Origin of the sequence: Bacillus sp. FSL L8-0167 (assembly GCF_038630295.1) — a bacterium.
In the GTDB taxonomy this organism is placed as follows: Bacteria; Bacillota; Bacilli; order Bacillales; family Bacillaceae; genus Bacillus; species Bacillus safensis.
The window spans coordinates 2,166,300-2,190,079 of the sequence record NZ_CP152027.1 but is presented as its reverse complement, the minus strand read 5'-3'; the positions used below and the strand labels follow the sequence as shown (position 1 = coordinate 2,190,079).

General features: G+C 42.2%; 21 protein-coding genes. 13 read left to right on the top strand and 8 right to left on the bottom strand.

Features of this window, described 5'->3' with window-relative positions:
- Window positions 1-9: 9 nt before the first annotated feature.
- The 3 genes from celB to MHB66_RS11205 all read left to right on the top strand — a co-directional run bounded on the left by celB (window position 10) and on the right by MHB66_RS11205 (window position 3,658).
- Window positions 10-1,356: a PTS cellobiose transporter subunit IIC gene (gene celB / locus MHB66_RS11215; protein ID WP_034280299.1), complete on the top strand. Its 1,347-nt coding sequence runs from the start codon at window positions 10-12 to the stop codon at window positions 1,354-1,356.
- A complete protein-coding gene (locus MHB66_RS11210) occupies window positions 1,340-2,746 on the top strand; it encodes a glycoside hydrolase family 1 protein (protein WP_046311709.1) in 1,407 nt (468 codons plus the stop codon). The genes celB and MHB66_RS11210 overlap by 17 nt, the downstream gene beginning before the upstream one ends.
- Before the next feature lie 189 nt (window positions 2,747-2,935).
- Entirely contained in the window at window positions 2,936-3,658 is a 723-nt protein-coding gene (locus tag MHB66_RS11205) for a GntR family transcriptional regulator (protein WP_041117910.1), read from the top strand.
- A gap of 47 nt (window positions 3,659-3,705) precedes the next feature.
- On the opposite strand, the gene zwf is transcribed toward MHB66_RS11205, so the two are convergent.
- Window positions 3,706-5,181: a glucose-6-phosphate dehydrogenase gene (zwf, locus tag MHB66_RS11200; RefSeq protein ID WP_046311707.1), complete on the bottom strand. Its 1,476-nt coding sequence runs from the start codon at window positions 5,179-5,181 to the stop codon at window positions 3,706-3,708.
- Window positions 5,182-5,402: 221 nt separating this feature from the next.
- Here zwf and rnz point away from each other — a divergent pair, with 221 nt between their 5' ends.
- Together rnz and MHB66_RS11190 are read left to right on the top strand one after the other, a co-directional pair.
- Complete coding sequence (gene rnz, locus MHB66_RS11195; protein WP_046311705.1) at window positions 5,403-6,332, top strand: ribonuclease Z; 930 nt, start codon at window positions 5,403-5,405, stop codon at window positions 6,330-6,332.
- Between the two features lie 139 nt (window positions 6,333-6,471).
- The gene (locus MHB66_RS11190; protein WP_046311703.1) at window positions 6,472-7,779 is read left to right on the top strand and encodes an aminotransferase class I/II-fold pyridoxal phosphate-dependent enzyme; all 1,308 of its coding nucleotides are present in this window, start codon (window positions 6,472-6,474) and stop codon (window positions 7,777-7,779) included.
- Window positions 7,780-7,825: 46 nt separating this feature from the next.
- Here the strand turns inward: MHB66_RS11190 and MHB66_RS11185 are convergent, their stop codons facing one another.
- Together MHB66_RS11185 and namA are read right to left on the bottom strand one after the other, a co-directional pair.
- Window positions 7,826-8,590: an alpha/beta hydrolase gene (locus MHB66_RS11185; RefSeq protein WP_046311700.1), complete on the bottom strand. Its 765-nt coding sequence runs from the start codon at window positions 8,588-8,590 to the stop codon at window positions 7,826-7,828.
- Window positions 8,591-8,710: 120 nt separating this feature from the next.
- Window positions 8,711-9,727 carry an NADPH dehydrogenase NamA gene (gene namA, locus MHB66_RS11180; protein WP_080943460.1) on the bottom strand — a complete coding sequence of 339 codons (1,017 nt, stop codon included), beginning with the start codon at window positions 9,725-9,727 and terminating at the stop codon, window positions 8,711-8,713.
- Window positions 9,728-9,867: 140 nt separating this feature from the next.
- On the opposite strand from namA, the gene MHB66_RS11175 reads away from it, so the two are divergent.
- The 5 genes from MHB66_RS11175 to MHB66_RS11155 all read left to right on the top strand — a co-directional run bounded on the left by MHB66_RS11175 (window position 9,868) and on the right by MHB66_RS11155 (window position 15,118).
- Complete coding sequence (locus MHB66_RS11175) at window positions 9,868-11,484, top strand: M20/M25/M40 family metallo-hydrolase (RefSeq protein WP_046311698.1); 1,617 nt, start codon at window positions 9,868-9,870, stop codon at window positions 11,482-11,484.
- 364 nt (window positions 11,485-11,848) lie between these two features.
- Window positions 11,849-13,198, top strand: coding sequence for a radical SAM protein (locus MHB66_RS11170; protein WP_046311696.1), 1,350 nt, complete (start codon window positions 11,849-11,851; stop codon window positions 13,196-13,198).
- Complete coding sequence (locus tag MHB66_RS11165) at window positions 13,198-14,454, top strand: MFS transporter (protein WP_041109711.1); 1,257 nt, start codon at window positions 13,198-13,200, stop codon at window positions 14,452-14,454. Before MHB66_RS11170 ends, MHB66_RS11165 begins: the two co-directional genes overlap by 1 nt.
- Before the next feature lie 19 nt (window positions 14,455-14,473).
- Window positions 14,474-14,962 carry a DinB family protein gene (locus MHB66_RS11160; protein ID WP_046311693.1) on the top strand — a complete coding sequence of 163 codons (489 nt, stop codon included), beginning with the start codon at window positions 14,474-14,476 and terminating at the stop codon, window positions 14,960-14,962.
- Window positions 14,963-14,974: 12 nt separating this feature from the next.
- Window positions 14,975-15,118: a hypothetical protein gene (locus MHB66_RS11155; RefSeq protein ID WP_155267113.1), complete on the top strand. Its 144-nt coding sequence runs from the start codon at window positions 14,975-14,977 to the stop codon at window positions 15,116-15,118.
- A gap of 50 nt (window positions 15,119-15,168) precedes the next feature.
- Here MHB66_RS11155 and proC read toward each other — a convergent pair whose 3' ends face one another.
- Window positions 15,169-15,996, bottom strand: coding sequence for a pyrroline-5-carboxylate reductase (gene proC / locus MHB66_RS11150; RefSeq protein WP_046311691.1), 828 nt, complete (start codon window positions 15,994-15,996; stop codon window positions 15,169-15,171).
- A 422-nt stretch (window positions 15,997-16,418) separates the two neighbouring features.
- Here proC and MHB66_RS11145 point away from each other — a divergent pair, with 422 nt between their 5' ends.
- Window positions 16,419-17,369 carry an MBL fold metallo-hydrolase gene (locus MHB66_RS11145; protein WP_046311689.1) on the top strand — a complete coding sequence of 317 codons (951 nt, stop codon included), beginning with the start codon at window positions 16,419-16,421 and terminating at the stop codon, window positions 17,367-17,369.
- A gap of 12 nt (window positions 17,370-17,381) precedes the next feature.
- A complete protein-coding gene (locus MHB66_RS11140) occupies window positions 17,382-18,158 on the top strand; it encodes an SDR family oxidoreductase (RefSeq protein ID WP_034280324.1) in 777 nt (258 codons plus the stop codon).
- A 63-nt stretch (window positions 18,159-18,221) separates the two neighbouring features.
- Here the strand turns inward: MHB66_RS11140 and MHB66_RS11135 are convergent, their stop codons facing one another.
- On the bottom strand, window positions 18,222-19,550 hold the full coding sequence (locus MHB66_RS11135) for a CoA-disulfide reductase (RefSeq protein WP_034280326.1): 1,329 nt from the start codon (window positions 19,548-19,550) through the stop codon (window positions 18,222-18,224).
- 188 nt (window positions 19,551-19,738) lie between these two features.
- Here MHB66_RS11135 and coaA point away from each other — a divergent pair, with 188 nt between their 5' ends.
- Window positions 19,739-20,698 carry a type I pantothenate kinase gene (gene coaA, locus MHB66_RS11130; RefSeq protein WP_024428044.1) on the top strand — a complete coding sequence of 320 codons (960 nt, stop codon included), beginning with the start codon at window positions 19,739-19,741 and terminating at the stop codon, window positions 20,696-20,698.
- A 33-nt stretch (window positions 20,699-20,731) separates the two neighbouring features.
- Here coaA and MHB66_RS11125 read toward each other — a convergent pair whose 3' ends face one another.
- From MHB66_RS11125 to MHB66_RS11115, 3 genes are all read right to left on the bottom strand, one after another.
- On the bottom strand, window positions 20,732-21,967 hold the full coding sequence (locus MHB66_RS11125; RefSeq protein WP_024428045.1) for an MFS transporter: 1,236 nt from the start codon (window positions 21,965-21,967) through the stop codon (window positions 20,732-20,734).
- Between the two features lie 200 nt (window positions 21,968-22,167).
- Window positions 22,168-22,512: a YolD-like family protein gene (locus MHB66_RS11120; RefSeq protein WP_034280328.1), complete on the bottom strand. Its 345-nt coding sequence runs from the start codon at window positions 22,510-22,512 to the stop codon at window positions 22,168-22,170.
- 15 nt (window positions 22,513-22,527) lie between these two features.
- Complete coding sequence (locus MHB66_RS11115; protein WP_046311686.1) at window positions 22,528-23,760, bottom strand: DNA polymerase IV; 1,233 nt, start codon at window positions 23,758-23,760, stop codon at window positions 22,528-22,530.
- Window positions 23,761-23,780 lie beyond the last annotated feature (20 nt).

Sequence of the window (23,780 nt, the reverse complement as noted above, 5' to 3'; positions counted from 1 at the left end):
GGGAAACCAATGTTTGATAAAATAAGTGCCATTTTGGTTCCGATTGCTGGGAGATTGAACAACAACCGCTATTTAGGCGTTTTACGTGATGCCTTTATGCTTGCGTTCCCGCTCACCATCTTTGGTTCCATTATGGTTGTGCTGATGAATTTGCCATTTTTAGATAAAATCATGAGTAAAACCGTACTGGAAGGCGTCCAGTCTGCACTGAATATCGCACCGAGTGCGACCATCAGCATTATGAGTGTGTTTGTTGTATTTGGGATCGGCTACTATTTATCAAAAAGCTATGATGTAGAAGCTGTCTTTGGCGGCGTGATTGCTTTAGCCTCTTTCTTGCTTCTAACTCCATTTTTACTAGAACAAGAAGGCGGTGCAACGATTGCAGGCGTTATCCCAGTTGATCGTTTAGGTGCAAAGGGGATGTTCCTAGGAATGATCACAGGCTTTTTGTCTGCTGAAATTTATCGTTATTTTGTCCAGAAGAAATTTGTGATCAATATGCCGCAAGGGGTTCCGCCAGCTGTTTCCAAGTCTTTTGCTGCACTGATCCCGGCTACTTTGACACTTACAACCTTTTTATTTATTAATATCATCATTACACAAGGCTTCAAAACAAATATGCATGATTTGATTTATCATGCCATTCAGGCGCCGCTTGTCGGTCTTGGAAGCGGTATTATTCCGACGTTGATCGCTGTTTTCTTTATACAAATTCTTTGGTTCTTTGGGCTCCATGGCCAAATTATTATCAACTCTGTCATGGATCCGATTTGGAATACATTGTCCATACAAAACCTAGAAAGCTATACAAAAACAGGTGAGGTTCCTAATATCATCAGCAAGCAGTTTATTGAAATTTATACGGTTGGAATGGGTGGAACCGGTATGACGCTTGCTGTTGTGTTTACGATTTTAATTTTCCTGAAAAGTAAGCAATTAAAACAAGTAGCCAAGCTTGGCTTAGGACCAGGATTATTTAACGTCAATGAACCGATTATCTTCGGTTTACCGATTGTCATGAATCCGCTTATTCTCATTCCGTGGATTTTGGCGCCAATGGTCATTACATGTATTACTTATTTTGCGATGGCATCAGGCATTGTACCGCCGCCGACAGGCGTGAATATCCCATGGACAGTACCGATCTTTATTAGCGGAATGATGGCAACAAATTCATTAGCGGGCGGTCTGCTTCAGCTGTTTAACCTAATGATTGTGTTTGTCATTTGGTTCCCGTTCCTGAAGTTTATTGACCGTATGAATGTGAAAAATGAAAAAATAACGACAACAGAAAAAACGAAGGCAGCAAATATCAAAGGCGAAGGAGACTCAATACATGTCGATGGAAACTAACAAGCAATCATATACATTCCCAGAAGGTTTCTGGTGGGGATCTTCTGCTTCTGCGACGCAAACAGAAGGGAGCGTCCCCGGCGATGGAAAGGGACCGAACATTTGGGATCATTGGTTTGAACAAGAGCCGACTCGTTTTTTTGATGGCGTAGGGCCGAACGTGACATCCCAATTTTATCGAAAATATAAAGAGGATATCCGTCTCATGAAAGAAATTGGCCACAATTCATTTCGGCTGTCGATTTCATGGTCACGCCTCTTACCTGAAGGAACAGGTGCCGTCAATGAAGAAGCGGTGTCTTTTTACAATGATGTGATCAATGAACTGATTGCACATGATATCGAGCCATTTGTGAACCTATACCATTTCGATATGCCAATGGCGCTTCAGGAGAAGGGCGGCTGGGTGAACAGACAGGTGGTCGACGACTATGTCAGCTATGCGGCATTATGCTTCCAATTATTTGGTGACCGGGTGAAAAAATGGTTTACCCATAACGAACCGATTGTGCCTGTAGAAGGCGGATATATGTATAGCTTTCATTATCCAAACGAAGTCGATTTCCAAAAGGCTGTACAGGTCGGTTTTCATGAACTTTTATCAAATGCGAAGGCGATTGCGGCTTATAAAAAGCTGCAGCAAGGCGGTAAGATTGGCATCATCCTAAACCTGACTCCTTCGTACCCGCGAAGCCAGCATCCGCGCGATGTAGAAGCAGCAGAGATGGCCGATGCTTTCTTTAACCGTTCCTTCTTAGATCCTGCGGTGAAGGGGCATTTCCCGGAAAAGCTAGTAGAAGTCTTAAAAAAAGAAGGCTTTATGCCAAGTATGGAAGAAGGGGACCTTGAGCTCATTCGAGAGAATACGATTGATCTTCTTGGCATCAACTATTATCAGCCAAGAAGAGTGAAAGCGAAAGAGCATATGCCGCACCCTCAAGCACCATTTATGCCGAACCATTATTTTGATTCTTTTGAGATGCCGGGAAGAAAAATGAATGTGTATCGAGGCTGGGAAATCTATGAAAAGGGCATTTATGACATATTGAAAAAAGTCCAAACAGACTATGATAATATTGAATGTTTTATTTCTGAAAATGGCATGGGTGTCGAAGGAGAAGAGCGGTTTAAGGATGAAGAAGGAATGATTCATGACGATTACCGCATTGACTTTATTTCTGAGCATCTCAAATGGGTTCATCGAGCCATTCAAGAAGGAAGCAATGTGAAAGGCTATCATCTATGGACCTTTATGGACAACTGGTCCTGGTCGAATGCATATAAAAATCGTTATGGATTTGTCTCAGTCGATCTTCAAAAAGACGGGAAACGAACGATTAAGAAAAGCGGATACTGGTTTCAATCCGTTTCAAAGAATAACGGTTTTTAATCAAAATACTTGCTCTTTCCTTGAAAAGAGCAGGTATTTTTCTTATGTGACGGGAAGTGGATGAAACAAAAATGGCTGGCACCTTTTAAGCTCACATCCCTTAGTGTAAAATGAGAGGAAGGCTAAAAAACGCCATATTTCCATCTAGAATAAAGCGCTATGAAAAAACAAGTCAGTTGGTGGTGTGAGATGAAGAAGTATGAACTCATTTCAGAAGAAATCAGAAAACGAATAGGAACAGCATATTATCCAGAAGATCAACCCATTCCAGATGAGAACTCGCTTGCCGCCGAATTTCAATGCAGCAGAATGACAATGAAACGTGCGCTCGATCTTCTCGTTGCAGAAGGTCTGCTCTTTAGAAAAAGAGGCCACGGTACATTTATTGTAAAGGCAGCGCTCAATCAAGGGGCAATCAATGTATCAGGCCATGAAAATAAAGGGTTCACAAAAGTCATGGCAGATAAAAACGTCACGACTCAAATCATTCATTTTGATGTCCATTTTCCAAGCGAAGAGGTGGCAGCCCATCTATCTATTGACTCAACCACACCTATTTATGATATCATCCGGCTCCGTCTTGTGGATGAAGAGCCTTATGTATTAGAAAAAACGTTTATGCCTGTTAATCTCATTAAGGGCATAGATGAAGAAGTTCTACTGGGTTCTATCTATGGCTACATTTCAAATCAGCTTCATCTAAAAATAGCAGGAGCGCACAAGAAAATTAGAGCGGCTAAATCAGATCAGCTGGATCAGCAGTATTTAGGGTGTGACCCCACAGATCCTGTGCTTGAAGTCGAGCAGGTTGCTTATTTAAACGCAGGGCAGCCGTTTGAATATTCATTTAGCCATCATCGCTATGATAAATTTGACTTTTCAACGGTTGAAATAACGAAAACAGGACGTTAAAAAAAGAGCAGAACCCCCAAGGGAGACTGCTCTTTTTTCATATGATTTTATATATTCCACCAATGGTATCCATCTTTTTCTAGAAGCTCATCAGCTTCTTTCGGTCCCATAGAACCAGCAGGATAGTTTGGTTTTAATGTTTTGCTTTCTGCCCATTTCTCAGAAATCGGATCAACAAAGTTCCAAGAAAGTGCCACTTCATCCCAGTGAGCAAAGTTTGTCGCATCGCCTAGCAAGCAGTCATGAATCAGCTTTTCATATGCTTCTGGTGTATTCATGATGTCGTTATAGTTTGTTTGGTAGTCGAGCTTAATCGGTTTCGCATATGTGCCGCCATCCAGCTTGCGAGCATTTAAGTGAAGGGTGATGCCTTCATCTGGCTGAATATGAATGACGAGTAAGTTTGGATGCATGGCATTTCCGTTTCCATAGTACAGGTTCATGGGAATGTCTTTAAATTGAACCACGATTTGAGTAGATTTCTTTTCTAACCGTTTTCCTGTCCGAATGTAAAATGGCACCCCGGCCCATCTAAAGTTATCAATCAGCAGTTTCCCTGCCACAAATGTTTCTGTGTTTGAGTTCGGGTCAACATTTTGCTCTTCCAGATAAGAAGGAACGACATTGCCATTCATCGTACCAGTATCATACTGACCGCGGACAAAGAATTGATCGACCTCATCTTTAGAGAAAGGACGAAGAGCGCGCAGTGCTTTCCGTTTTTCGCTGCGGATTTCCTCTGTATTCAGTTTAATTGGCGGCTCCATTGCTAAAAGGGCAACCATTTGAAGCATATGGTTTTGGACCATATCTCTTAGTGCACCAGAATTTTCGTAATATCGAGCCCGGTCTTCAACCCCTAAGGATTCACTGGATGTAATTTGAATGTTTGAAATATAGCGGTTTGTCCAAAGTGGTTCAAAGATGGCATTTGCAAAGCGAATGACTTCAATGTTTTGAACCATTTGTTTACCAAGGTAGTGGTCAATACGATAAATTTGATCTTCTGTGAATGCATCACGAATTTCTTCATTTAATGTCTTGGCACTTGGCAGATCGTGCCCAAATGGCTTTTCAATGACAAGTCGTGACCAGCCGGTTGTTTCTGATACGCCCTCACTCTTTAGGAACTTCGCAATCGTTCCGAAAAATTCCGGTGCCATAGCTAAATAGAACATGCGGTTATTTGGAATACTGTACGTATCTTCAAGGCCTGTTAAAAGCGTGTTTAGCGATTGATAGGAAGCAGGGCTTGATACGTCAAAATCGTGATAATAGAAATGTGAAATGAATTCCTCTGTTTTCGCTTCTGCATCATCAGAAGAAACAGATTCCTTTACCACAGCTCTGAGGTCCTCATGAGACCACGGGCGGCGTCCAACTCCGACAACAGCGAATTGATCACCTAGCTTTCCGCTTTGGTAAAGTCTATGTATAGAAGGGTAGAGCTTGCGTTTGGCAAGGTCTCCTGTTGCGCCAAAAATGACAATGACTGCTTTAGGGTTGTTAGTTTCTGTATTCACGAGAAGTACCTCACTTTATTCGTAGCATTGTTGTAAAAACCGAGAATGTATGTACATTTTCTTTATTTTAAAGCTTCATTGTTCGTAAAGCAAACATTTGATTCGACTTTTTCTGCTCTCGTTTCACTTTTTTCAATAATTCCGCTGAATTCACATTTACCTTGTCTTCATGTATTCTAAATGAATGAAGATATTGTATACCGGCTTTAGGAGGAAAAGTAATGGAACTGCTCTTTTTAGGAACAGGTGCAGGCATACCTGCAAAAACAAGAAACGTCACTTGCACAGCGCTAAAGCTTTTAGAAGAAAGAAATGCAGTGTGGCTTTTTGATTGCGGAGAAGCGACGCAGCATCAAATCTTACATACAACGATTAAACCGAGAAAGATCGAGAAAATATTTATCACACATATGCACGGTGATCATGTATATGGCCTTCCGGGACTCCTTGGCAGCAGATCCTTTCAAGGCGGGGAGGATGAATTGACGATCTATGGACCAAAGGGCATCAAGGCCTTTGTGAATGCAACACTTTCAGCTACACAAACGCATTTGACATATCCGCTGCATATCATAGAAATAGACGAAGGGATCGTCTTTGAAGATGATACCTTTCAAGTAGAAGCAAGAAGAGTCTCTCACGGGATTCCAGCTTACGGCTATCGGGTTGTGGAAAAAGATATGCCTGGTTCATTAAAAGCCGAAGACCTAAAAGAAATCGGTGTAAAACCTGGACCTTTGTATCAGAAGTTGAAAAATGGGGAAACCGTGACACTCGAAGATGGAAGAACCATTGATGGAACCGATTATTTGGAACCCCCTAAAAAAGGGAGAATCGTTGCATTTTCAGGAGATACCCGTTTGTGCGAGAATATAACAAGGCTTGCCAAAAATGCGGATGTGTTAGTCCATGAAGCAACATTCGGTAAAGAAGATGCAGATTTAGCCTACAATTATTATCACAGTACAACAGAACAAGCAGCGAAAACAGCACAGGAAGCGGGCGCAAAAAGGCTCATTTTGACCCATATAAGTGCACGTTACCAAGGAGAAGAGGCACTGAAACAACTGTTGAAAGAAGCCCGCGATATATTCCCGCTGACAGAAGCTGCACATGATTTCTCTTCTTTCCCCATTGAACGCACCCTGTAAAAATTGGATGAATCGTCAAAAAAAGTTGTGTGATTTTTTTGATATTTATGATGACGCTCTTTTTCAGGTAGTGGTAAAATGGTGAAGAAAAAACAAATGACGAATTAAACTATGAAGAATACGGGAGGCACAATCAAAGATGAGCGGTTTTACAGCATTAAGTGAAGCAGAATTGAATGACCTATATGTGGCACTACAAAATGAGTATGAAACTTACAAAAGTAAAAACTTGCACTTAGACATGTCTAGAGGGAAGCCTTCACCAAAACAGCTCGATTTGTCTATGGGCATGCTCGATGTTGTGACATCAAAGGATGCAATGACAGCTGAAGATGGCACAGATGTGCGAAACTATGGCGGCTTGACAGGCCTTCCTGAAACGAAGACATTTTTTGCAGAAGTACTCAATTTAAAGCCAGAACAAATCATCATCGGCGGTAATTCTAGCCTGAATATGATGCATGATACCATTGCACGTGCGATGACTCACGGCGTATGTGACAGCAAAACTCCTTGGGGAGAGCTGCCAAAGGTAAAATTCCTTGCACCAAGCCCAGGGTATGACCGTCATTTTGCCATTTGTGAGCTATTTAACATAGAGATGATCACGGTCGATATGAAGGCTGATGGACCTGATATGGATCAGGTAGAAAAATTGGTCGCAGAAGATGAAGCGATTAAAGGCATTTGGTGTGTACCGAAATATAGCAATCCAGACGGCATTACGTATTCAGATGAAGTCGTTGACCGCCTAGCTTCAATGAAAACAAAAGCAGACGACTTCCGCATTTTTTGGGATGATGCATATGCAGTCCACCATCTAACGGATACACCTGATACGTTAAAAGATATTTTTCAAGCAATTGAAGAGGCAGGATACCCGAACCGTGTGTTTATGTTTGCATCTACGTCTAAAATTACATTTCCAGGCTCAGGTGTTGCACTGATGTCGTCTAGCCCTGACAATGTGAGCTTCACTCAAAAGCAATTATCGATTCAAACGATCGGACCAGACAAAATCAATCAACTAAGACATCTTCGTTTCTTCCAAAATCCAGAAGGTTTGAAGGAACATATGAAAAAGCATGCGGCGATCATTAAGCCAAAATTTGACCTCGTTCTTTCCATTCTTGACGAAAAACTTGGCGGGAAAGACATCGCTGAATGGCACAAGCCAAATGGCGGATATTTCATTAGTTTAAATACACTTGATCATTGTGCAAAAGCTGTTGTGCAAAAAGCAAAAGAAGCAGGTGTCACAATGACAGGTGCAGGTGCAACATATCCATATGGAAAAGATCCGCTTGATCGCAACATTCGCATTGCACCAACCTTCCCGGCTCTTGAAGAACTAGAGCAAGCGATTGACATCTTTACATTATGTGTTCAGCTTGTCAGCATTGAAAAGCTGCTTTCTGAAAAAAGTCAATCTGCTCCAACGGCATAAATAGAAGAAACTCCTTGACTCATAACGGGTCAAGGAGTTTTTTATTTTAATTAGCAGTTTGGTAATAGGAGACAGGTTGTTTGGCTGCGCACCATACATCATAGATAGCAAGCTGTACAATATGCGGTTCATCATGATGAATATAGTGCGAGCTGTTTTGCGCCTGAATCCATCCGCTTTGGGATGACAAAGACAGCATGCGTTTATGAAGTCTGAGCCAAGCTTCATGAGCTGGGTGAAACAATCGGCTCTTACCTGATGAAATGACAAGAAGCGGCATCATTCCAAAATGAGTTTGCTCCTCTTTCATTGTGCTTAACATTTGCTGAAAGTCCTCATGCGTACATTCTGCTGTAAACTGCGCCATATATGAAGTGCGTTCTTCCTTTGATAAAAGCGGCAGGATCATCTGCTCTTGCTCCTCGCTTGCTGGGTCTAACAGCACCATGCCAATGACATCATCTCCTCTGCGGCTTGCCCATAACCGGCTGACAAGAGAGCCAAATGAGTGAGCGACAATAAGAAATGGCGGCTGAATATTGGCTTCTTTCAGCAGCGCATCTAAATCATCAGCGAGGTCATGCAAGGTTCTTCCTTCACCACTCTCACTGCTCTTTCCATTTCCTAAACGGTCGTATAAGAAAACCCCAAGCTCTGGGTCAATATCACGTGCCATATTCGACCACGTATCACTAGAAATGCCGTAGCCTGCTTCAAAGATAATCGTGGCTTGCCTTTTGCCTTGACGATGTTTTGTATAAAAGTGGTGTCCATCTATATGATACATTTTTTCAATCATTACCGAATTCATTCTTCCATCTCCTCTAAGCAGTTCTTTAGCTAAAAGACGGCACAAAAGGCAGATATGTTTCTCTTAAAAACAAAAAAGATGCCTATTTCGAAAAATAGACACCTTTTTTCCTAAGAGCTTTTACCAAGCGCGATCATATTGACGCGGGCTTTCGATGGATGTACGGAGTTCTTGAGCAGCTGTTTTTGGGAAGTATGGATCCCGTAAAAACTCTCTGCCAATAAAGATCAAATCCGCACGCTGATTTTGTAAAATCTCCTCTGCCTGTACACCAGATGTGATGAGACCGACAGCAGCTGTTTGAATGCCGGCACCTTCTTTTATTTTCTCTGCGAATGTGACTTGGTAGCCGGGGAATGTATTGATTTTCGCCTGTACGACAGCACCTGAGCTGACATCGATTAAGTCGACACCTTGCTCTTTGAGCCAAGTGGCAATCCCAATATAATCTGCAATATCAAGTCCTTTTGTCGTGTAATCAGAAGCCGACACACGGACAAATAAAGGTCCGTCCCATACGGTATTGACTGCATCTACGACTTCTCTTAAGAAACGATAACGGTTCTCTGGTGAACCGCCATAGTCGTCTGTTCGGTGGTTCGCCAGCGGTGAAAGAAATTCATTGATCAAATAGCCATGTGCACCATGAATTTCAATGATGTCAAAACCCGCTTTTTTTGCCCGTACAGCTGCATCCTGAAACGCCTGAACGGTATCTTTGATTTGGTCAACAGACATCTCGACAGGGGTTTTAGATGTTTCATCAAATGGGATGCTTGATGGTGCAAGAATGTCTCCATCAAGTTCAGCCTTACGTCCTGAATGGGCTAGCTGGATGGCTGTCTTCGTTCCGTATGCTTTGATTTGTTCGTTTAATGAAGCGAAACCTTCAATGTGCTCATCGCTCCAAATCCCGAGGTCTTGATCACTAATTCTTCCCTCGGGAGATACAGCACTGGCTTCCACCATGATGAGACCAGCCTGACCTTGTGCACGGGAAATATAATGTGTGAAGTGGAAAGGCTGTAATTTCCCATCACGGTCATAGGATGAATACATACACATCGGGGACATCACGATGCGGTTTTTCAGTGTAACACCTTTTAATGTCCAAGGTGAAAAGAGTTTTGTTTCCAAATACCTTCGCCTCCTCATGGAATTGTATAGCCGATTATAACAGCCATTCAAACTTTCGTCATAAAAGGTGCTCAAAGAATATAGCTTTTATACACGTTTTTGTATAATGGAGAGATAGAGACATCAAAGGGGGAGAACGGATGAAATGGCAAAAAGAGAGTGAACGAAAGGAGCTCCTGACAGCTCTTATGCAGTATGAAAGCATATCAGGTACAACAGGAGAAGTCGCGTTAGCGGAATATTTATATTATTTGCTGAGGGAGCGGCCTTATTTTGAGCAGAACCCTGATCATTTGGCTTTGCATCCGATGAAAGATGGCCGGTATTATTTAACGGCACTTGTGAAGCGAAGTACGCTGCAGCGTACCGTGCTGCTTCTTAGTCACTTTGATGTAGTCGATACAGAAGATTACGGCGAATTTCAAAACATGGCATGCAAGCCTGAAGAGTTAATGACTTCCTTTTCGCAAAAAAGTGAGCTTCTTCCAAAGAGGGCAAGAGAGGACCTTGCTTCAGGCGACTGGCTGTTTGGAAGAGGGGCCATGGATATGAAAGCAGGTCTCACCGTACATCTTTCTATGCTGGAAAGAGCGATGACAGGAACATTTGATGGAAATGTCCTGCTCGTCACAGTTCCTGATGAGGAAGTAAATTCACAAGGAATGCTTGAGGCTGTGCCGAAGCTAAAAGAGCTTAAAGAAAAGCATGACCTTGACTATACTGCGTGTTTAAACAGTGAGCCCATGTTTGAAAAGTATCCAGGGGATGAACATCATTATATGTATACAGGCAGTATAGGAAAGGTATTAGCCGGATTTTTCTGTAAAGGGATCGAAACGCATGTAGGAGAGCCTTTCTCAGGCTTAAATGCGAATTTTATGGTATCTGAACTAAACCGGCTGTTAGAGCTCAATAGTGACTATTGTGAGGAAGTAGATGGTGAAGTAACGCCGCCTCCAACGAACTTAATGCAAAAGGACTTGAAAGAAGCCTATTCCGTTCAAACACCTCACACAGCCGTATCTTTATTTAATGTGCTCATGATGAAACGTTCAAGTGAAGAACTGCACGGACTTCTCTATGAAACTGCGAAACAAGCAGCAGACCAAATCGAGGCAAATCTTCGGCAGAAAACAGCTGACTTTCAGCGCTTTAAACACTTTACACCAATAGACACTCAGGTGACGGTTCTCACATATCACGAGCTGTATCAAAAAGCCGCAGATCGCTCTGGTGAACAGGAAGTCGAGCGCATTGTCAACTATGCATTCGCCAACCGAGGTGAACTTGGAGATCGTGATTTTTCAACGAAAATTGTCTCGGAGCTGACGACACTATGTAAGGAAGAAGGACCGCTGATTGTTCTATTTTATAGTCCGCCATTTTACCCTTCGGTGTCCTCAACAGAAGATACGCATATTCAGAAGACATTCAAGAAGATTCAAAAAGAGGCAAAAGAGGTATATGGACTTGAAGTAGAGGAAGTGAAATATTTCCCGGGATTGTCTGATTTAAGTTACTTACAGCTCGAAAAGCAGGAAGTAGGTCATTATACAACCAATATGCCGCTTTACCAAAAAGGCTATTCTTTACCGCAAGGAGAAAAGGAAGCCCTTTACGTTCCAGTCATCAACGTAGGTCCACTAGGAAAGGACCCGCACAAATGGACAGAGCGGCTACACGTCCCGTTCTCTTTTGGCATTTTGCCAGAATTATTAGAATCAACGATTCATGCTTTATTAGAGAAAAGTAAGTAGATGTAATGAAGAGCCCTATCTTAATGATAGGGCTTTTGGTTGTGAATGTTCAGTCTATATTTTCATGGTTATACCAAAAGTTTCATGCGTAAATTGTATATAAAACAATAGTCCTTACAAAAAATAGTGAAAATGATTGAAATATTCAGAAAAGTCTATTATAATCAATTATGTAATTAAGTTACAATTTATCTAATTAAAAGGAGGTGATGAAAATGAAGCGTAACGAGTGGATTGCAATCTAATGAATGGAATCAATACTTACTGAAAAGAGTGTTTCGCAGAGAAGTGATTTTCTTAGCTTCTCTGTGAATTTGTATGTGGGATAAAAATAGACGAGAGTTGGGTGAGAGAATTGTCAAATATGAAAAGTTATTATGATGAGCATCCGTCTTTATGGAATTTTCTTTATCCTTTTTTTGGCCAAGCGAGCCAAGAAGGAGCACAATCTCGTGTGACAGAATTCATTCAGAAAGAACGAACATTTCAAAAAGGGAAAAACGCTTTATATTTACATATCCCTTTCTGCGATACGATCTGTTCGTTTTGTCCTTTTATTAAATCTACGAAATATGAGCCCATTATCGGAAAGTATATAGATGCTTTAATCAATGAGATGCGTATCTTATCCCAATCCCCTAATATCCAAAAAATGACGTTTGATGTGGTGTTCGTTGGTGGAGGTACTCCTTCCATAATGCCCCCAGAACTAATCTATCGACTTTCGACCGCTATAAAAGAAAATTTCTCATTATCTGCTGATTATGAATGGACATTTGAATGTGAAGCAAAAACAGCTACACCAGAAAGAGTGGCTGCTATGGCTGAAGGTGGAGCCAACAGAGGGAGCTTTGGTGTCCAAACATTAAATGAACACTATCGGAAAATGTTTAACTTAACGGCTAGTTTTGATCAAATCTCTCAGACTGTGGACTTAATGAAACGTCATTTCCAATCTTATAACATTGATTTGCTTTATCAGCTGCCTGGACAAACGAAAGAAGAGATGATAGAGGACATAAATGGAGTGATGTCATTAGGAAGCACAAGTATTGATACGTATCCACTAGAATATATTGCTTGTTCGAAGGGGTGGTTATCAAAAATTAACAAAGGCAAGGTGCCAATGCCGCCAAATTCTAAAGAAAAATTTGAGTTTAGTGATACATTATATCGTCATTTAAAAAAGAATGGCTGGCATCAAAATTATGTGTATACGTTTATGGCTCCAGAGCATCAGAATAAACGTTTTCAATATGGCGAAGTGATTTACGGGGGATATGAAGATCAATATATTGGTTTGGGAACAGGAGCGATCTCCTACATGCAAGGCATGATATGGTCAAATGAAGGAAATACGCAAAAGTATATCGAAAGCCTGACGAATCAAGAATTACCTATTGTTAAATCTAGAGAATATCATGCTTTTGATAGAAGACTCGTCTTCTTCCCTAAAACAATGAAAATAGAAAAAACGCATCTCAATCGAATGCCAAAGCGTGAGGAAATCTATCGTAAACTACAACTACTCATAATGAAAGGAGTAGTTGAAGAAGCGGAGCAATATTTTGTAATCAAAGAAGAAGCGAAGCCATGGTATCCGGCGATCTTAGTTGATCTTATACCAGAAAAAGAGAGAAAAAATTATGATCAAGCCGTGGAGTTTATGCAAAAAGAGTTAGGCTGGTACGAGTCGACTGAGGTGCTCCTCTAATGGTTTCAAAGAAAGAAACGACATCTCTATTCAAAGATCAAAATTTTGTCTGTTTCTTTATTGGGCAAAACTTATCTGCTTTTGGAGATTGGTTTAGAACGATAGCGACGATTGGTTTAATTTATGAACTTACTGGGAAAGCGACCCATCTAAGCATTCTATTTATTTGTTCCATGCTCCCTCTCATTTTAACATCCATGCTTTTGAGCCCAATTATAGATAAGTTTTCTTACAAAAAAGTTGTGATATTCGCAGATGTGGCACGTTTTATCATTGGACTAGGGTTTGTTTTAGTTGTCACAATGAATGTTACACCGTTTATCCTTTATTTATTATTAGCGTTAAATGGTGCTTTCTCTGGTATATATCTGCCTGCTCGTTCATCTATGATACCTGAAATCCTTGATAAGGAGCAGCTTTCTAAGGGGAATAGTATACTGGCCACATCTTTTAGCGCATCGATGCTCATTGCGACAGGATTAGGCGGATTGGTGACAGAAATTTGGTCAATTTCCACAATTTATTTAGTAGATGCGCTGACATTTTTATTATCAGCTATGCTGTTAATTCCAATTAAAGCGAAAGAAGCGTCTGAAAAAAAAGAGTATGTGTCATATGTTCAAAGTTTTAAAGAAGGAATTAAAGAAATCAAGGGATCACCCAAAATTCAAAGCGCCATATGGATATTGATGTCAAGAGAGTTTGCTTTAAGCATCGTTTATGTTTTATTTAGTCTGTATATTTTAGAAGTGGCAAGAGAAGGGAATTTTGGCTTGGGGCTTGGTCATACAATTAGTGGACTAGGGCAAATTATCGGTGGACTTACACTTGCAGCGTACTTCAAAAAAGTGAAATTCTCCTTTCAATTTTATAAAAGGTGGTCTACATTAGCGGTTATATTGCTTGCGATATTACATGCATTGTCGTATCAACAAACGACTTTTATTGGATTTTTGATTGTTGTTTTATTAGCCAATCTATTATATAGCCCAATCGAAGTTTTGTATTCTACTAATATTATGACATATGCAAGCAGTCATTTAAGAGCCCGTGTGTTTTCAGCAGGTCTTGCATTATCACGCATATTTTATATTAGTGGGTTTATCCTCATGGCATTTATCGGAGATTTGATTCCTATACATGTCATCGCTATAGGGATGGCAGGGCTTGTGATAGTAGCAGGTTTGATGAACAGCTTACTGCTACTAAAAGGAAAGCATCAAGATAAATCAAAAGTAGAAATGCATTCACTGTAAAGGAGACGTTAATTGCGTAATGGAAACTGGGAAATTAACAAAAACAGACATCATCACATCGCTTCAGGAAAGTATGAGTGAACTAGAGAAAATAGTGAAGGCTTGTGATGATTACACACTGGATCAATCTTTGGGGGAGGGGAAGTGGTCAATTAAGCAGCTCGCCGGGCATTTGTATGACACAGAAGAAGTCTGGTCAGAGCGGATAGAGCAAGCGATATCAGATGATCACACGCCCTTTCAATCGTATGATCCTGAAATATACGTGAAAGAAAGAGCGTATGAATGGTATAACGCTGACGATATCAAAGCATTGATCAAACGGATGAAAGAGAGAAGAAACAACACGCTTCGGCTATTAGAAAAAGATATTTGGGAACAATCAGGCCTGCATCCGGAAGAAGGAGTGATGACCGTCCAAATATTAGCTGAAACCATCGCTTTACATGAACAACATCATCTGGATCAAATCAAAGCCATCATGTCAATGAGTGAATCATCTACATGAGGAGGTGCTAAAGTGAAGCATCAAGAATTATTAGTTGATGTGAATTTTTATCAGGCACGTGATTCTTTATTAGAACAAGCTATTTCTAGTAAAGAACAGAAAGAACCGAAGTGTGAATCACGCAATTCACACCCAGTGGCCAGCGAGAAAAAATAGAGGGTCATATGTGAAAAAGCACCTGTCATCAAAACAGGTGCTTTTCAATTTCATTTATACGTGCTTGCTGAAAACATTTCGTTTAATTCTGCTGCGCGTTTAGTGGCTGTTTTGACACAATCGACAACGGCTTCTTCAAATTGATAGGCAGCCAGTGTGTTCAGGCCGGCTTCTGTTGTACCGCCTTCACTTGTAATTTCTTTGCGCAGTTGGGCAGGCTCTTTTCCGCTGTCTTGAAGCATATTGGCGGCGCCTGCAATCATTTGGCAAATGAGTAATTTCGCAGTTGCTTGGTCCATTCCAAGTTCCGAAGCTCCTCGCTCCATTCCTTCAATCAAATGATAAATGAAGGCTGGGCCGCTGCCTGCGATGGCTGTCACAGCATTTAGCTGCGATTCATCTAATACTGTGACATGCCCGATTGTTTCAAACAGCTCGACGGCTTTTTTCTTTTGCCCCTCTGTCACTTCATGACTTACGGCAATACCTGTTGCTGACTGCTGAATCGCCGCTGATGTATTTGGCATCGCACGAACGACTGCTGTCTTTCCGCCAGCATAGTGTTGAATCGTTTCAATGGAAATACCAGCTAAAATAGAAATGATCAGCTGTCCATGTAAATGAGGCTGAACTTCAGAAATTCCGCTTTCTGCATCCTTCGGTTTTAAGGCAAAAACGAGAATATCCGTTTCTTCATAAATAAAGGACCGAGCGAAATCCGTTTTGACCCCATAACGTACCTGTAATTCTTCTAATCGTTTTTCATTCGTTTTGTTTGTAACAATGATATCTTCATTCGACATCATTCCGCTTTTTAATAAACCTTTGATCATAGACTCTGCCATTGAGCCTGCACCGATAAATCCAATTTTACTCATAAGCTGCTCCTCCTTGTAGAAAATAAAAAAACCTCTCGCCTGAAAAGGACGAAAGGTTTTTCGCGGTACCACCCTCAATTAGCATGCAAACCTGCATACTCAGCTCTAGTCCCTTAACGCGGGAAACGTTTAGGTTTGCCTAACAGCTCAAAGGGCAGGTTCAGCAAATAAGAGGATGGTGAAGTCTTTCAGCCGGCGGACCTCACTCTCTTGCATCGTTATTTTGCTTACTAATCCTTGTCACCCGCGCATCATATATTTGTTGTTCATTATGCAACGATGGACAAGTTTATGTCAATAGGGCAGTTTAAAAAATTGCCCATCTAAACCGCATGACAGTCTGCCTTTTGCAAGATACAATGAAGTATGAAGGCTTAAGTACCCACAATCATGAGTCAAAAAGCAGGAGATGACGTATAAAAGTGAAAGAAAACATCATTCAATTATCCATCCCGACGCCGTTTGCCGTTGGGGATGTGCATGCATATGTATTAAAAGGAGAGGCCGTCACCTTAGTAGATTGCGGTCCGATGACAGAAGAGGCAGAGCATGCTTTTGTCACGCAATTAAAGGAACATCGTTTATCGATAGACGATATTGATCAAGTGGTGCTGACCCATCATCATGCAGATCATGTCGGTCTGTTAAATCTGATGAAACCTCATGTCCGTGTGATCGGACACCAGCTAAATGAGCCGTATATTAGTCAGGATCCAGTCTTTAAGCAGCGCCAAGTGGACTTTATGATTCCTTTTTTTCAGCAGTTAGGTGTCCCGCTTCGGCAAAATGAGTGTGAAAAAATGGTGAAGCAATCTTATACATATTCTTGTACTTCACATGTAGATGAGATCATTAAAGAAGGTGATCGTTTAAGCGGGCATGAACACTTCCTTGTGATGGAAACACCCGGACACGCACAATCTCATCTTTCTTTTTTAGATGAAAGAACGGGGAATTTTATTGGCGGCGACCTGCTTTTGACGACCATTTCTTCAAATCCGTTAATGGAAGCACCGTATGAAGGCGAGGAACGTCAAAAATCACTGCTTCAATATAAAGCATCACTCAATCGGTTATTGCGTCTGCCAATCAAGACGATTTATCCAGGACACGGTCAGCTCATCACGTCCCACCATGAATTGATTGAAGAAAGATTTAAGAAACAAGAGAAACGAGCAAATACAATGTATCAGCTGCTTAAACAAAAAGAAATGACGGCCTTTCATCTTTGCCGCAAGCTATTTCCTGTGATGTATGAAGAGGCCTTGTTTTTAACGATGTCTGAGACAGTCGGTCAGCTGGATGTGCTCTTAGAGGCTGGGCAAATTGAAGAAATGCAAAAAGACGGAATCGTCTATTACAGAGCAAACTAAGGAGTGAAACGCATGGGGCGATTGACAGGAAAAAGGGTTTGGATTACTGGCGCATCTGGGGGCATTGGTGAAAAAATGGCGTACTTGGCAGCAGAAGAAGGCGCAGAGATCATTATTTCAGCAAGACGAGTGGAAAAGCTTACTAGTGTGAAAGAGAAAATTATGAGTGCTGGCGGGGTGTGTCACATCGCTCAGCTTGATGTCAGCCAGCTTGAGGACATTGATCGCGCGTATGAAGAAGTGGGGCCGGTCGATATTTTGGTCAACAATGCCGGCTTTGGCGTATTCGATCTCGTCGAAGATGCCTCCATAGAGGAAATGGTGTCGATGTTTGAGGTGAATGTGTTTGGCTTAATCGCCTGCACGAAAAAGGTCATCCCTGAGATGAAACAAAGAGGGCAGGGACATATTATCAATATCGCATCCCAGGCAGGAAAGATTGCAACTCCCAAATCAGCTATTTATTCCGCATCAAAGCATGCCGTTCTTGGATTTTCAAACAGCCTCAGAATGGAGCTGGCAGACTCAGGCATTCACGTGACGACAGTCAACCCAGGACCAATTGCCACAGACTTCTTTACCATCGCTGACCGCAGCGGTGAATATGTGAAGAACGTTGATTTTATGATGCTGAGTGCGGACAAGGTGGCAGGGAAGGTCGTATCTGCCATGATGACGAAAAAGAGAGAGATTAATCTGCCCGGCTGGATGAACGCTGGCAGCAAATTGTATCAGTTATTCCCATTTTTATTTGAAAAAGCAGCACGAAAAGCGATGATGAAAAAGTAACAAAAAAGAAACCGGTTTTGAACTGGTTTCTTTTTTTGAGGTAAGGCTTCATTGTGACACTTTCTATATCCGTCTTGCCGCTTGCTGAAGCGGGTCCCATACACTGTTAAAAGGCGGTGCATAGCTAATATCTAAATCTTCAAGATCTGTTATGGTCAGCTCTTGGTAAAGGGCAGCCGCCACGATATCGATCCGTTTATCTACACCGTTTCTGCCGATGATTTGGGCACCAAGCAAGGTACGGTCATCGCTTCTGTAAATCAGTTTCACTTTCATTTTCTGCGCTTCTGGGTAATACTTCGCGTGATCTGTACTATCAATGGTGATGACGGAGAAAGGAATGTCTGCCTCTTTTGCTTCTTTTTCTGATAAGCCTGTTCGTCCCGCTGTCACGTCCATAAATTTCATGACGGCTGTTCCAGTCACGCCTTGAAATGCCCGGTTTGTTCCTGTCATATGAAATCCTGCGATTCTCCCTTGTTTATTCGCAGTTGTGCCAAGCGGAATATAATCCAGTGATTTTTTGATGCGGTGGTAGGTCGCCGCGCAATCACCGGCAGCATAAATGTCTTTTATATTGGTTTGCATGTATTGATTTACTGCAATAGCGCCATTTTGAAGGCGCTTGATTCCTGTATGATGTAAAAAGGAGGTTTGCGGAGTGACGCCGATGGCCATGATGACCATATCTGTTTGAATGGTTTGTTTGTCTGTAATAACAGCTGTGACATGTGACTTGCCTTCTAATTGCTGTACCGTTTCTCCAAGCGATACGTGAATGCCCTTGGCGTCAGCCTCTTCTTTAAGGTGTTTTGCCATATCGGAGTCAAAGCCCGGGCCGAGTGCTGCTCCCCGCTGAATGATATGTACGTTTTTTCCGAGCGCTTTTAAATTTTCAGCCATTTCAAGGCCGATATATCCACCGCCAATGATCGTGACATGTGTGACGTCCTTTTTTAAATGGTCTAAAATGGACAGCGCATGCGGGATGGTTTTTAATACGTGTACGCCTTCTAATGGCTGGCTGTCTAAATCCAGTGTGACAGGGCTTGCTCCTGTCGCAATTAAGAGGCGGTCATAGCTTTCTGTAAAGGGTTCTTTTGTTTTCGTATGATGACCCGACACTGTTTTTTGCTCTGGGTCAATAGAGGTCACTTCGTGTAAGCATCTGGCGTCAATTCCATATTTCTCGCGAAAGGTTTCAGCACTGCGTGCGATCAGCTTTCTGTGATGATCAATGAGACCGCCGATCAAATAGGGGAGTCCGCACTGTCCATATGAGAAAATCTCTCCTTTTTCAAAAGCAACAATGTGTGCATCTGGATCCTCTCTATATATTTGCATAGCGCAGCTCATTCCTGCTGCGTCTCCGCCAATCATCACATATTTCATTTGGTTTGCTCCCTTCTATCTATCGTACTGAATACTCTTATTTACCCTCATATTCCTTTTTTTAATGCTTTTTTTTGCAAAAGAAGTAAACTTTCGTTGAAAAATAAAGACAGCGCCTTCATTTTAAGCTACAATCGGATTATCGTCTTTTTGGGTTACGAGTTTAGTGAAGATTGGTGGGAAAGACTTTGAGTGACACGAGACTAGATTTTAATACGCTATACACGCGCCATACGAGAGAGGCTTGGGCAGCTCTTGGAGAATATATGCCGGTATCTGTTTCAGAAGAGGAAGCGAGAGCGCTGCAAGGGTTAAATGACTATTTATCGCTGGAAGAAGTTCGAGATATTTACATACCACTTATTCGTTTTTTGACATTACATGTCTTTGCAGAAAAACAAAAAAACCAGCATGTGAATGCCTTTTTAAACTACCCGCACCATGCCAAAATTCCCTTTTTAATTGGGATTGCTGGAAGTGTAGCTGTCGGGAAAAGCACAACGGCTCGTATCATTGAAACGCTTTTATCGAGGCTTGGAGATGGGCTGAAGGTGAGTCTTGTGACAACAGATGGCTTTTTATATCCTCAAAAAGAATTAAAGGATCGAGGGCTGATGGAAAAGAAGGGCTTCCCGGAAAGCTATGATGTCAAAGCCCTGCTGTCTTTTTTGAATGAATTAAAATCAGGTAAACAAACTGTGCATGCCCCGGTATATTCGCATCTGACCTATGACCGGCTAGAAGGGGTGTATGAAACAGTAGAGGATGCGGATATTGTCATTATTGAAGGAATCAATGTGCTCCAATCACCAGCGCTGGATGATCTGAAGGATGAACCGCGTGTGTTTGTATCAGATTTCTTTGATTTTTCGATTTATGTAGACGCCGCTGAAACGCAAATTCAATCATGGTATAAAGAACGATTTCGTTTGCTCAGGGAAACAGCCTTCCAAGACCCTGAATCCTTCTTTCATCAATATAAAGATTTGACGGATGAAGAGGCAGATCAAATGGCAAGCACGATTTGGAATACCGTGAACCGCCCAAATTTATATCAAAATATTTTACCGACAAAATATCGAGCTGATCTCATTTTGAAAAAAGGGGATCAGCACAAGGTGGAAGAGATCGCCATCCGCCGGGTATAAAGAAAAAACCGCTCAAACGAAAGAGCGGTTTTTTTAATGATCTCCACTTACTTTAACAGCTATGGCTGCTGCCGATCGCTTTTTTAGACGGTAATATCCAATGAGTAAAAATGGAACGCCTGCGATGGTGATCATTGACAAGACCGTAAAAATGGAGAGGGGATGGGCTGCGCCAAAATAGTCAATGCACAGTCCGCCGACAAATGGTCCGATGACGCTGCCGAGCTGAGAAAATCCCATCGCCCCAAAGTACGATCCCTTCACTTCAGGCTTTGCAATATTGTCTACAAAAAGATCCATCATCGCAAACAGCAGAACCTCCCCAATCGTAAACACGACAATGATGAAAGCAAGCATGCCGAGACTCTGTGAAAAAGCAATGGCAAACAAACTGCCGGCAAGAAGAATATTCCCGGTGGTCAGCGACAAAATGGTGGAGTAGCGCTTCGCAATCATGATGAGCGGATATTGTACAACAATGACAACCACTGCATTTAAAGATAAAAGATATCCAAACAGTTTAGGACCATCCTCAATCATAGGTGACGCTGATAAGTATTGAGGCAGCGTTGAGCTTAAATGCGAATACCCGAACGAACATAAGGTAACACCGATGAGGATGATGCTAAAGACCGTATCTTTTTGGATAATGGAAAGGGCTTTTTTGACGCTGATTTGTTTCGTACTTTCTGGAGCAGCAACTGGATGCTTCTGAAATTGCCAGGCCAGTGTTAATCCATATAACAAATAAATGAAGGCAGCGACAAGAAATGGAAATGTTGTTTTCGATGATCCTAGATATAAGCCAAGCAGCGGGCCGAAGATCACCCCGATATTAATGGCCGTATACCGTAAATTAAAAACAAACAACCGAATACTTGATGGGGTGACATCGGATAAGAGTGCCTTAGACGTCGGTTCAAACAGTGCCCGGCACAGTCCATTTAAAGCGTTCATGAGAAAGAAGACCCAAATGGCATCTGCAAACGCAAAGCCAACAAAGACAAGTGTCCAGCCGAAGATGGATAGAAGCATGACCTTTTTCCTGCCGATTCGGTCAGAAACATAGCCGCCGTAAAAACTCGCCACGATCCCAATAAGGGAGCTGACGGCAATGATTAACCCAGCTGAAGAAGCTGAAGCCCCTTTGACTTGTGTCAAATAAACGGCCAAAAAAGGAATGCTCATGGACGTCGCCATTCGGCCGAATATGGTGCCGATGATGATCGTCCAACTAAGTGGATGTAAAGTACGTAAGTTATTTTTCATGCTGTTTCTCCCCTGAGTGTTAAGATGTTCCAATCATACATGAAAAATTGTGCAAATTAAATACACAATTTGATGGAGGAGACATCCGCCATAGGACAGAGGAGCCCCAAATAGCTCGCAAATTTGGAGAGCATGTTTTTTTCTGCCGATGCTTCTATGTCTTTTAGATCTTCTGATTCGTATGGTCACTTAAAGACCATTTAATCAAGATCAATCGCGACAATTTGCTGCAAGGACAGGTGGAGAACATCTTCATCATTGACGATTTTTATGCGCCGGGTTTCATAATGAATGGCTTTCACCCAGCCCCAAAACTGCTGTTTCATACCTGCTGCAGCATATGTCACGCAAATCGCTTGATCCTCTGTAATCGACTGTGTGATCAAAAAATTCATTTCCTCTAGCTGATCAGTGCTCAGCGGAGGAGGCGTGTATTCTTTTTTCTTTCGTTTTTGAGCAAGCAGCTGTTCACGGTGCTCTGGGAGCATCATTCGGCTTGATTCCCACATGATGTTGTATCCAGGTGTTAATTTATTGGGATTCATGGCTTTTCGCCTCCGTTATTTGTAATGTCCACCAATTTTTTCGGCGCGGTGATACGCCTGCCCTGCGCTTGTTAGTGACGAGGCGTGCAAGAGTGCAGCAGGTCCATACTTCATATGGATGGCATCAAATACTTTGCTGAGTCTGTCTTTTTTTAAATGGTGATCAAATAAACTCAGCTGATATTGGCTGTCAGGCTGCAGCTGCGAGAGAGTAATACCTACACTGCGAATGGGCTGGCCGTCCCAGTGCTGCTGGCATAGCTGAATAGCTGCTTCTGCAATATCTGTCCCGTACTGTGTGGGTGAATGGAGCTTGATTTGTCGATGAAATCCAGTCGGATGAGAAAAATCAGCGCCTCTTACGCCAACAGACACCGTTTGCCCAACATAATGCTTAAAGCGCGCACGTCTTGCCACTTCTTCACTCAATTCAAGAAGGGCGACTTTGATGTCCTCAAAGGACGCATAATCATGGGGAAGGGTCATATGATGCCCAACCGCTTTTTGCTGATCATGTGTGTGAAGAGTGACCGGGGAAGGGTCGTGTCCTAAAGCAGTTCGCTGCAGAAGCTCCCCGTTGATTCCCCAGCGTTTTTTTAGCCGGTCTAACGGATAAGTAGCAAGCGTCCCAATGGTACTGATGCCCATTCGTTTTAAATGGTGCTCCATTCGTTTGCCGACGCCAAATAGTTTTCCAACCGGAAGCGGCCATAAATCAGCCGCAACCCGGTCTGCACGAAGTTCATAGATGCCAGATGTGTTTTTTTTAGCAAAATGGTCACAGGCCATTTTAGCGAGCACTTTATTAGGACCAATACCAACACGTGCGTAAATGCCCGTCTGGTTCATAATGGTCGTTTGTATATTTTGAGCGATCTCGCGGGGTGAACCGAGTAGTGTCACACTCCCCGTAATATCGAGAAACTGTTCATCAATTGAATAGGGTTCGACAAGATCTGTGTATTGTTCCAGCAGTTCTGTCATCATGACAGAGACATCAAGGTAGCGCTGCATACGTGGACGTACAACGACGGCTTCAGGGCATTTCTCCTTTGCTTCCCATAATCTTGATGCATTTTGTACGCCCCGTTTTTTAGCGAGCGGGCAGGCCGCAAGTACGACCCCGCTCCGCCGCTCGGGATCTCCTGAAACGATGAGCGGCACATCCTTCAAATGGGGAGCCTCCACTTTTTCGACTGACGCATAAAACGACTGCATATCCACAAGCAGAATGGCTCGTTCATTCATGATTTTCACCTCTTAGAACG

What these genes read in the sequence shown, in the direction of transcription:
- celB (WP_034280299.1), top strand. Translation starts at nt 10, where the DNA reads ATGTTTGATAAAATAAGTGCCATTTTGGTTCCGATTGCTGGGAGATTG.
- MHB66_RS11210 (WP_046311709.1), top strand. Translation starts at nt 1,340, where the DNA reads ATGTCGATGGAAACTAACAAGCAATCATATACATTCCCAGAAGGTTTC.
- MHB66_RS11205 (WP_041117910.1), top strand. Translation starts at nt 2,936, where the DNA reads ATGAAGAAGTATGAACTCATTTCAGAAGAAATCAGAAAACGAATAGGA.
- rnz (WP_046311705.1), top strand. Translation starts at nt 5,403, where the DNA reads ATGGAACTGCTCTTTTTAGGAACAGGTGCAGGCATACCTGCAAAAACA.
- MHB66_RS11190 (WP_046311703.1), top strand. Translation starts at nt 6,472, where the DNA reads ATGAGCGGTTTTACAGCATTAAGTGAAGCAGAATTGAATGACCTATAT.
- MHB66_RS11185 (WP_046311700.1), bottom strand. Translation starts at nt 8,590, where the DNA reads ATGAATTCGGTAATGATTGAAAAAATGTATCATATAGATGGACACCAC.
- MHB66_RS11175 (WP_046311698.1), top strand. Translation starts at nt 9,868, where the DNA reads ATGAAATGGCAAAAAGAGAGTGAACGAAAGGAGCTCCTGACAGCTCTT.
- MHB66_RS11170 (WP_046311696.1), top strand. Translation starts at nt 11,849, where the DNA reads ATGAAAAGTTATTATGATGAGCATCCGTCTTTATGGAATTTTCTTTAT.
- MHB66_RS11165 (WP_041109711.1), top strand. Translation starts at nt 13,198, where the DNA reads ATGGTTTCAAAGAAAGAAACGACATCTCTATTCAAAGATCAAAATTTT.
- MHB66_RS11160 (WP_046311693.1), top strand. Translation starts at nt 14,474, where the DNA reads ATGGAAACTGGGAAATTAACAAAAACAGACATCATCACATCGCTTCAG.
- proC (WP_046311691.1), bottom strand. Translation starts at nt 15,996, where the DNA reads ATGAGTAAAATTGGATTTATCGGTGCAGGCTCAATGGCAGAGTCTATG.
- MHB66_RS11140 (WP_034280324.1), top strand. Translation starts at nt 17,382, where the DNA reads ATGGGGCGATTGACAGGAAAAAGGGTTTGGATTACTGGCGCATCTGGG.
- MHB66_RS11135 (WP_034280326.1), bottom strand. Translation starts at nt 19,550, where the DNA reads ATGAAATATGTGATGATTGGCGGAGACGCAGCAGGAATGAGCTGCGCT.
- MHB66_RS11125 (WP_024428045.1), bottom strand. Translation starts at nt 21,967, where the DNA reads ATGAAAAATAACTTACGTACTTTACATCCACTTAGTTGGACGATCATC.
- MHB66_RS11120 (WP_034280328.1), bottom strand. Translation starts at nt 22,512, where the DNA reads ATGAATCCCAATAAATTAACACCTGGATACAACATCATGTGGGAATCA.
- MHB66_RS11115 (WP_046311686.1), bottom strand. Translation starts at nt 23,760, where the DNA reads ATGAATGAACGAGCCATTCTGCTTGTGGATATGCAGTCGTTTTATGCG.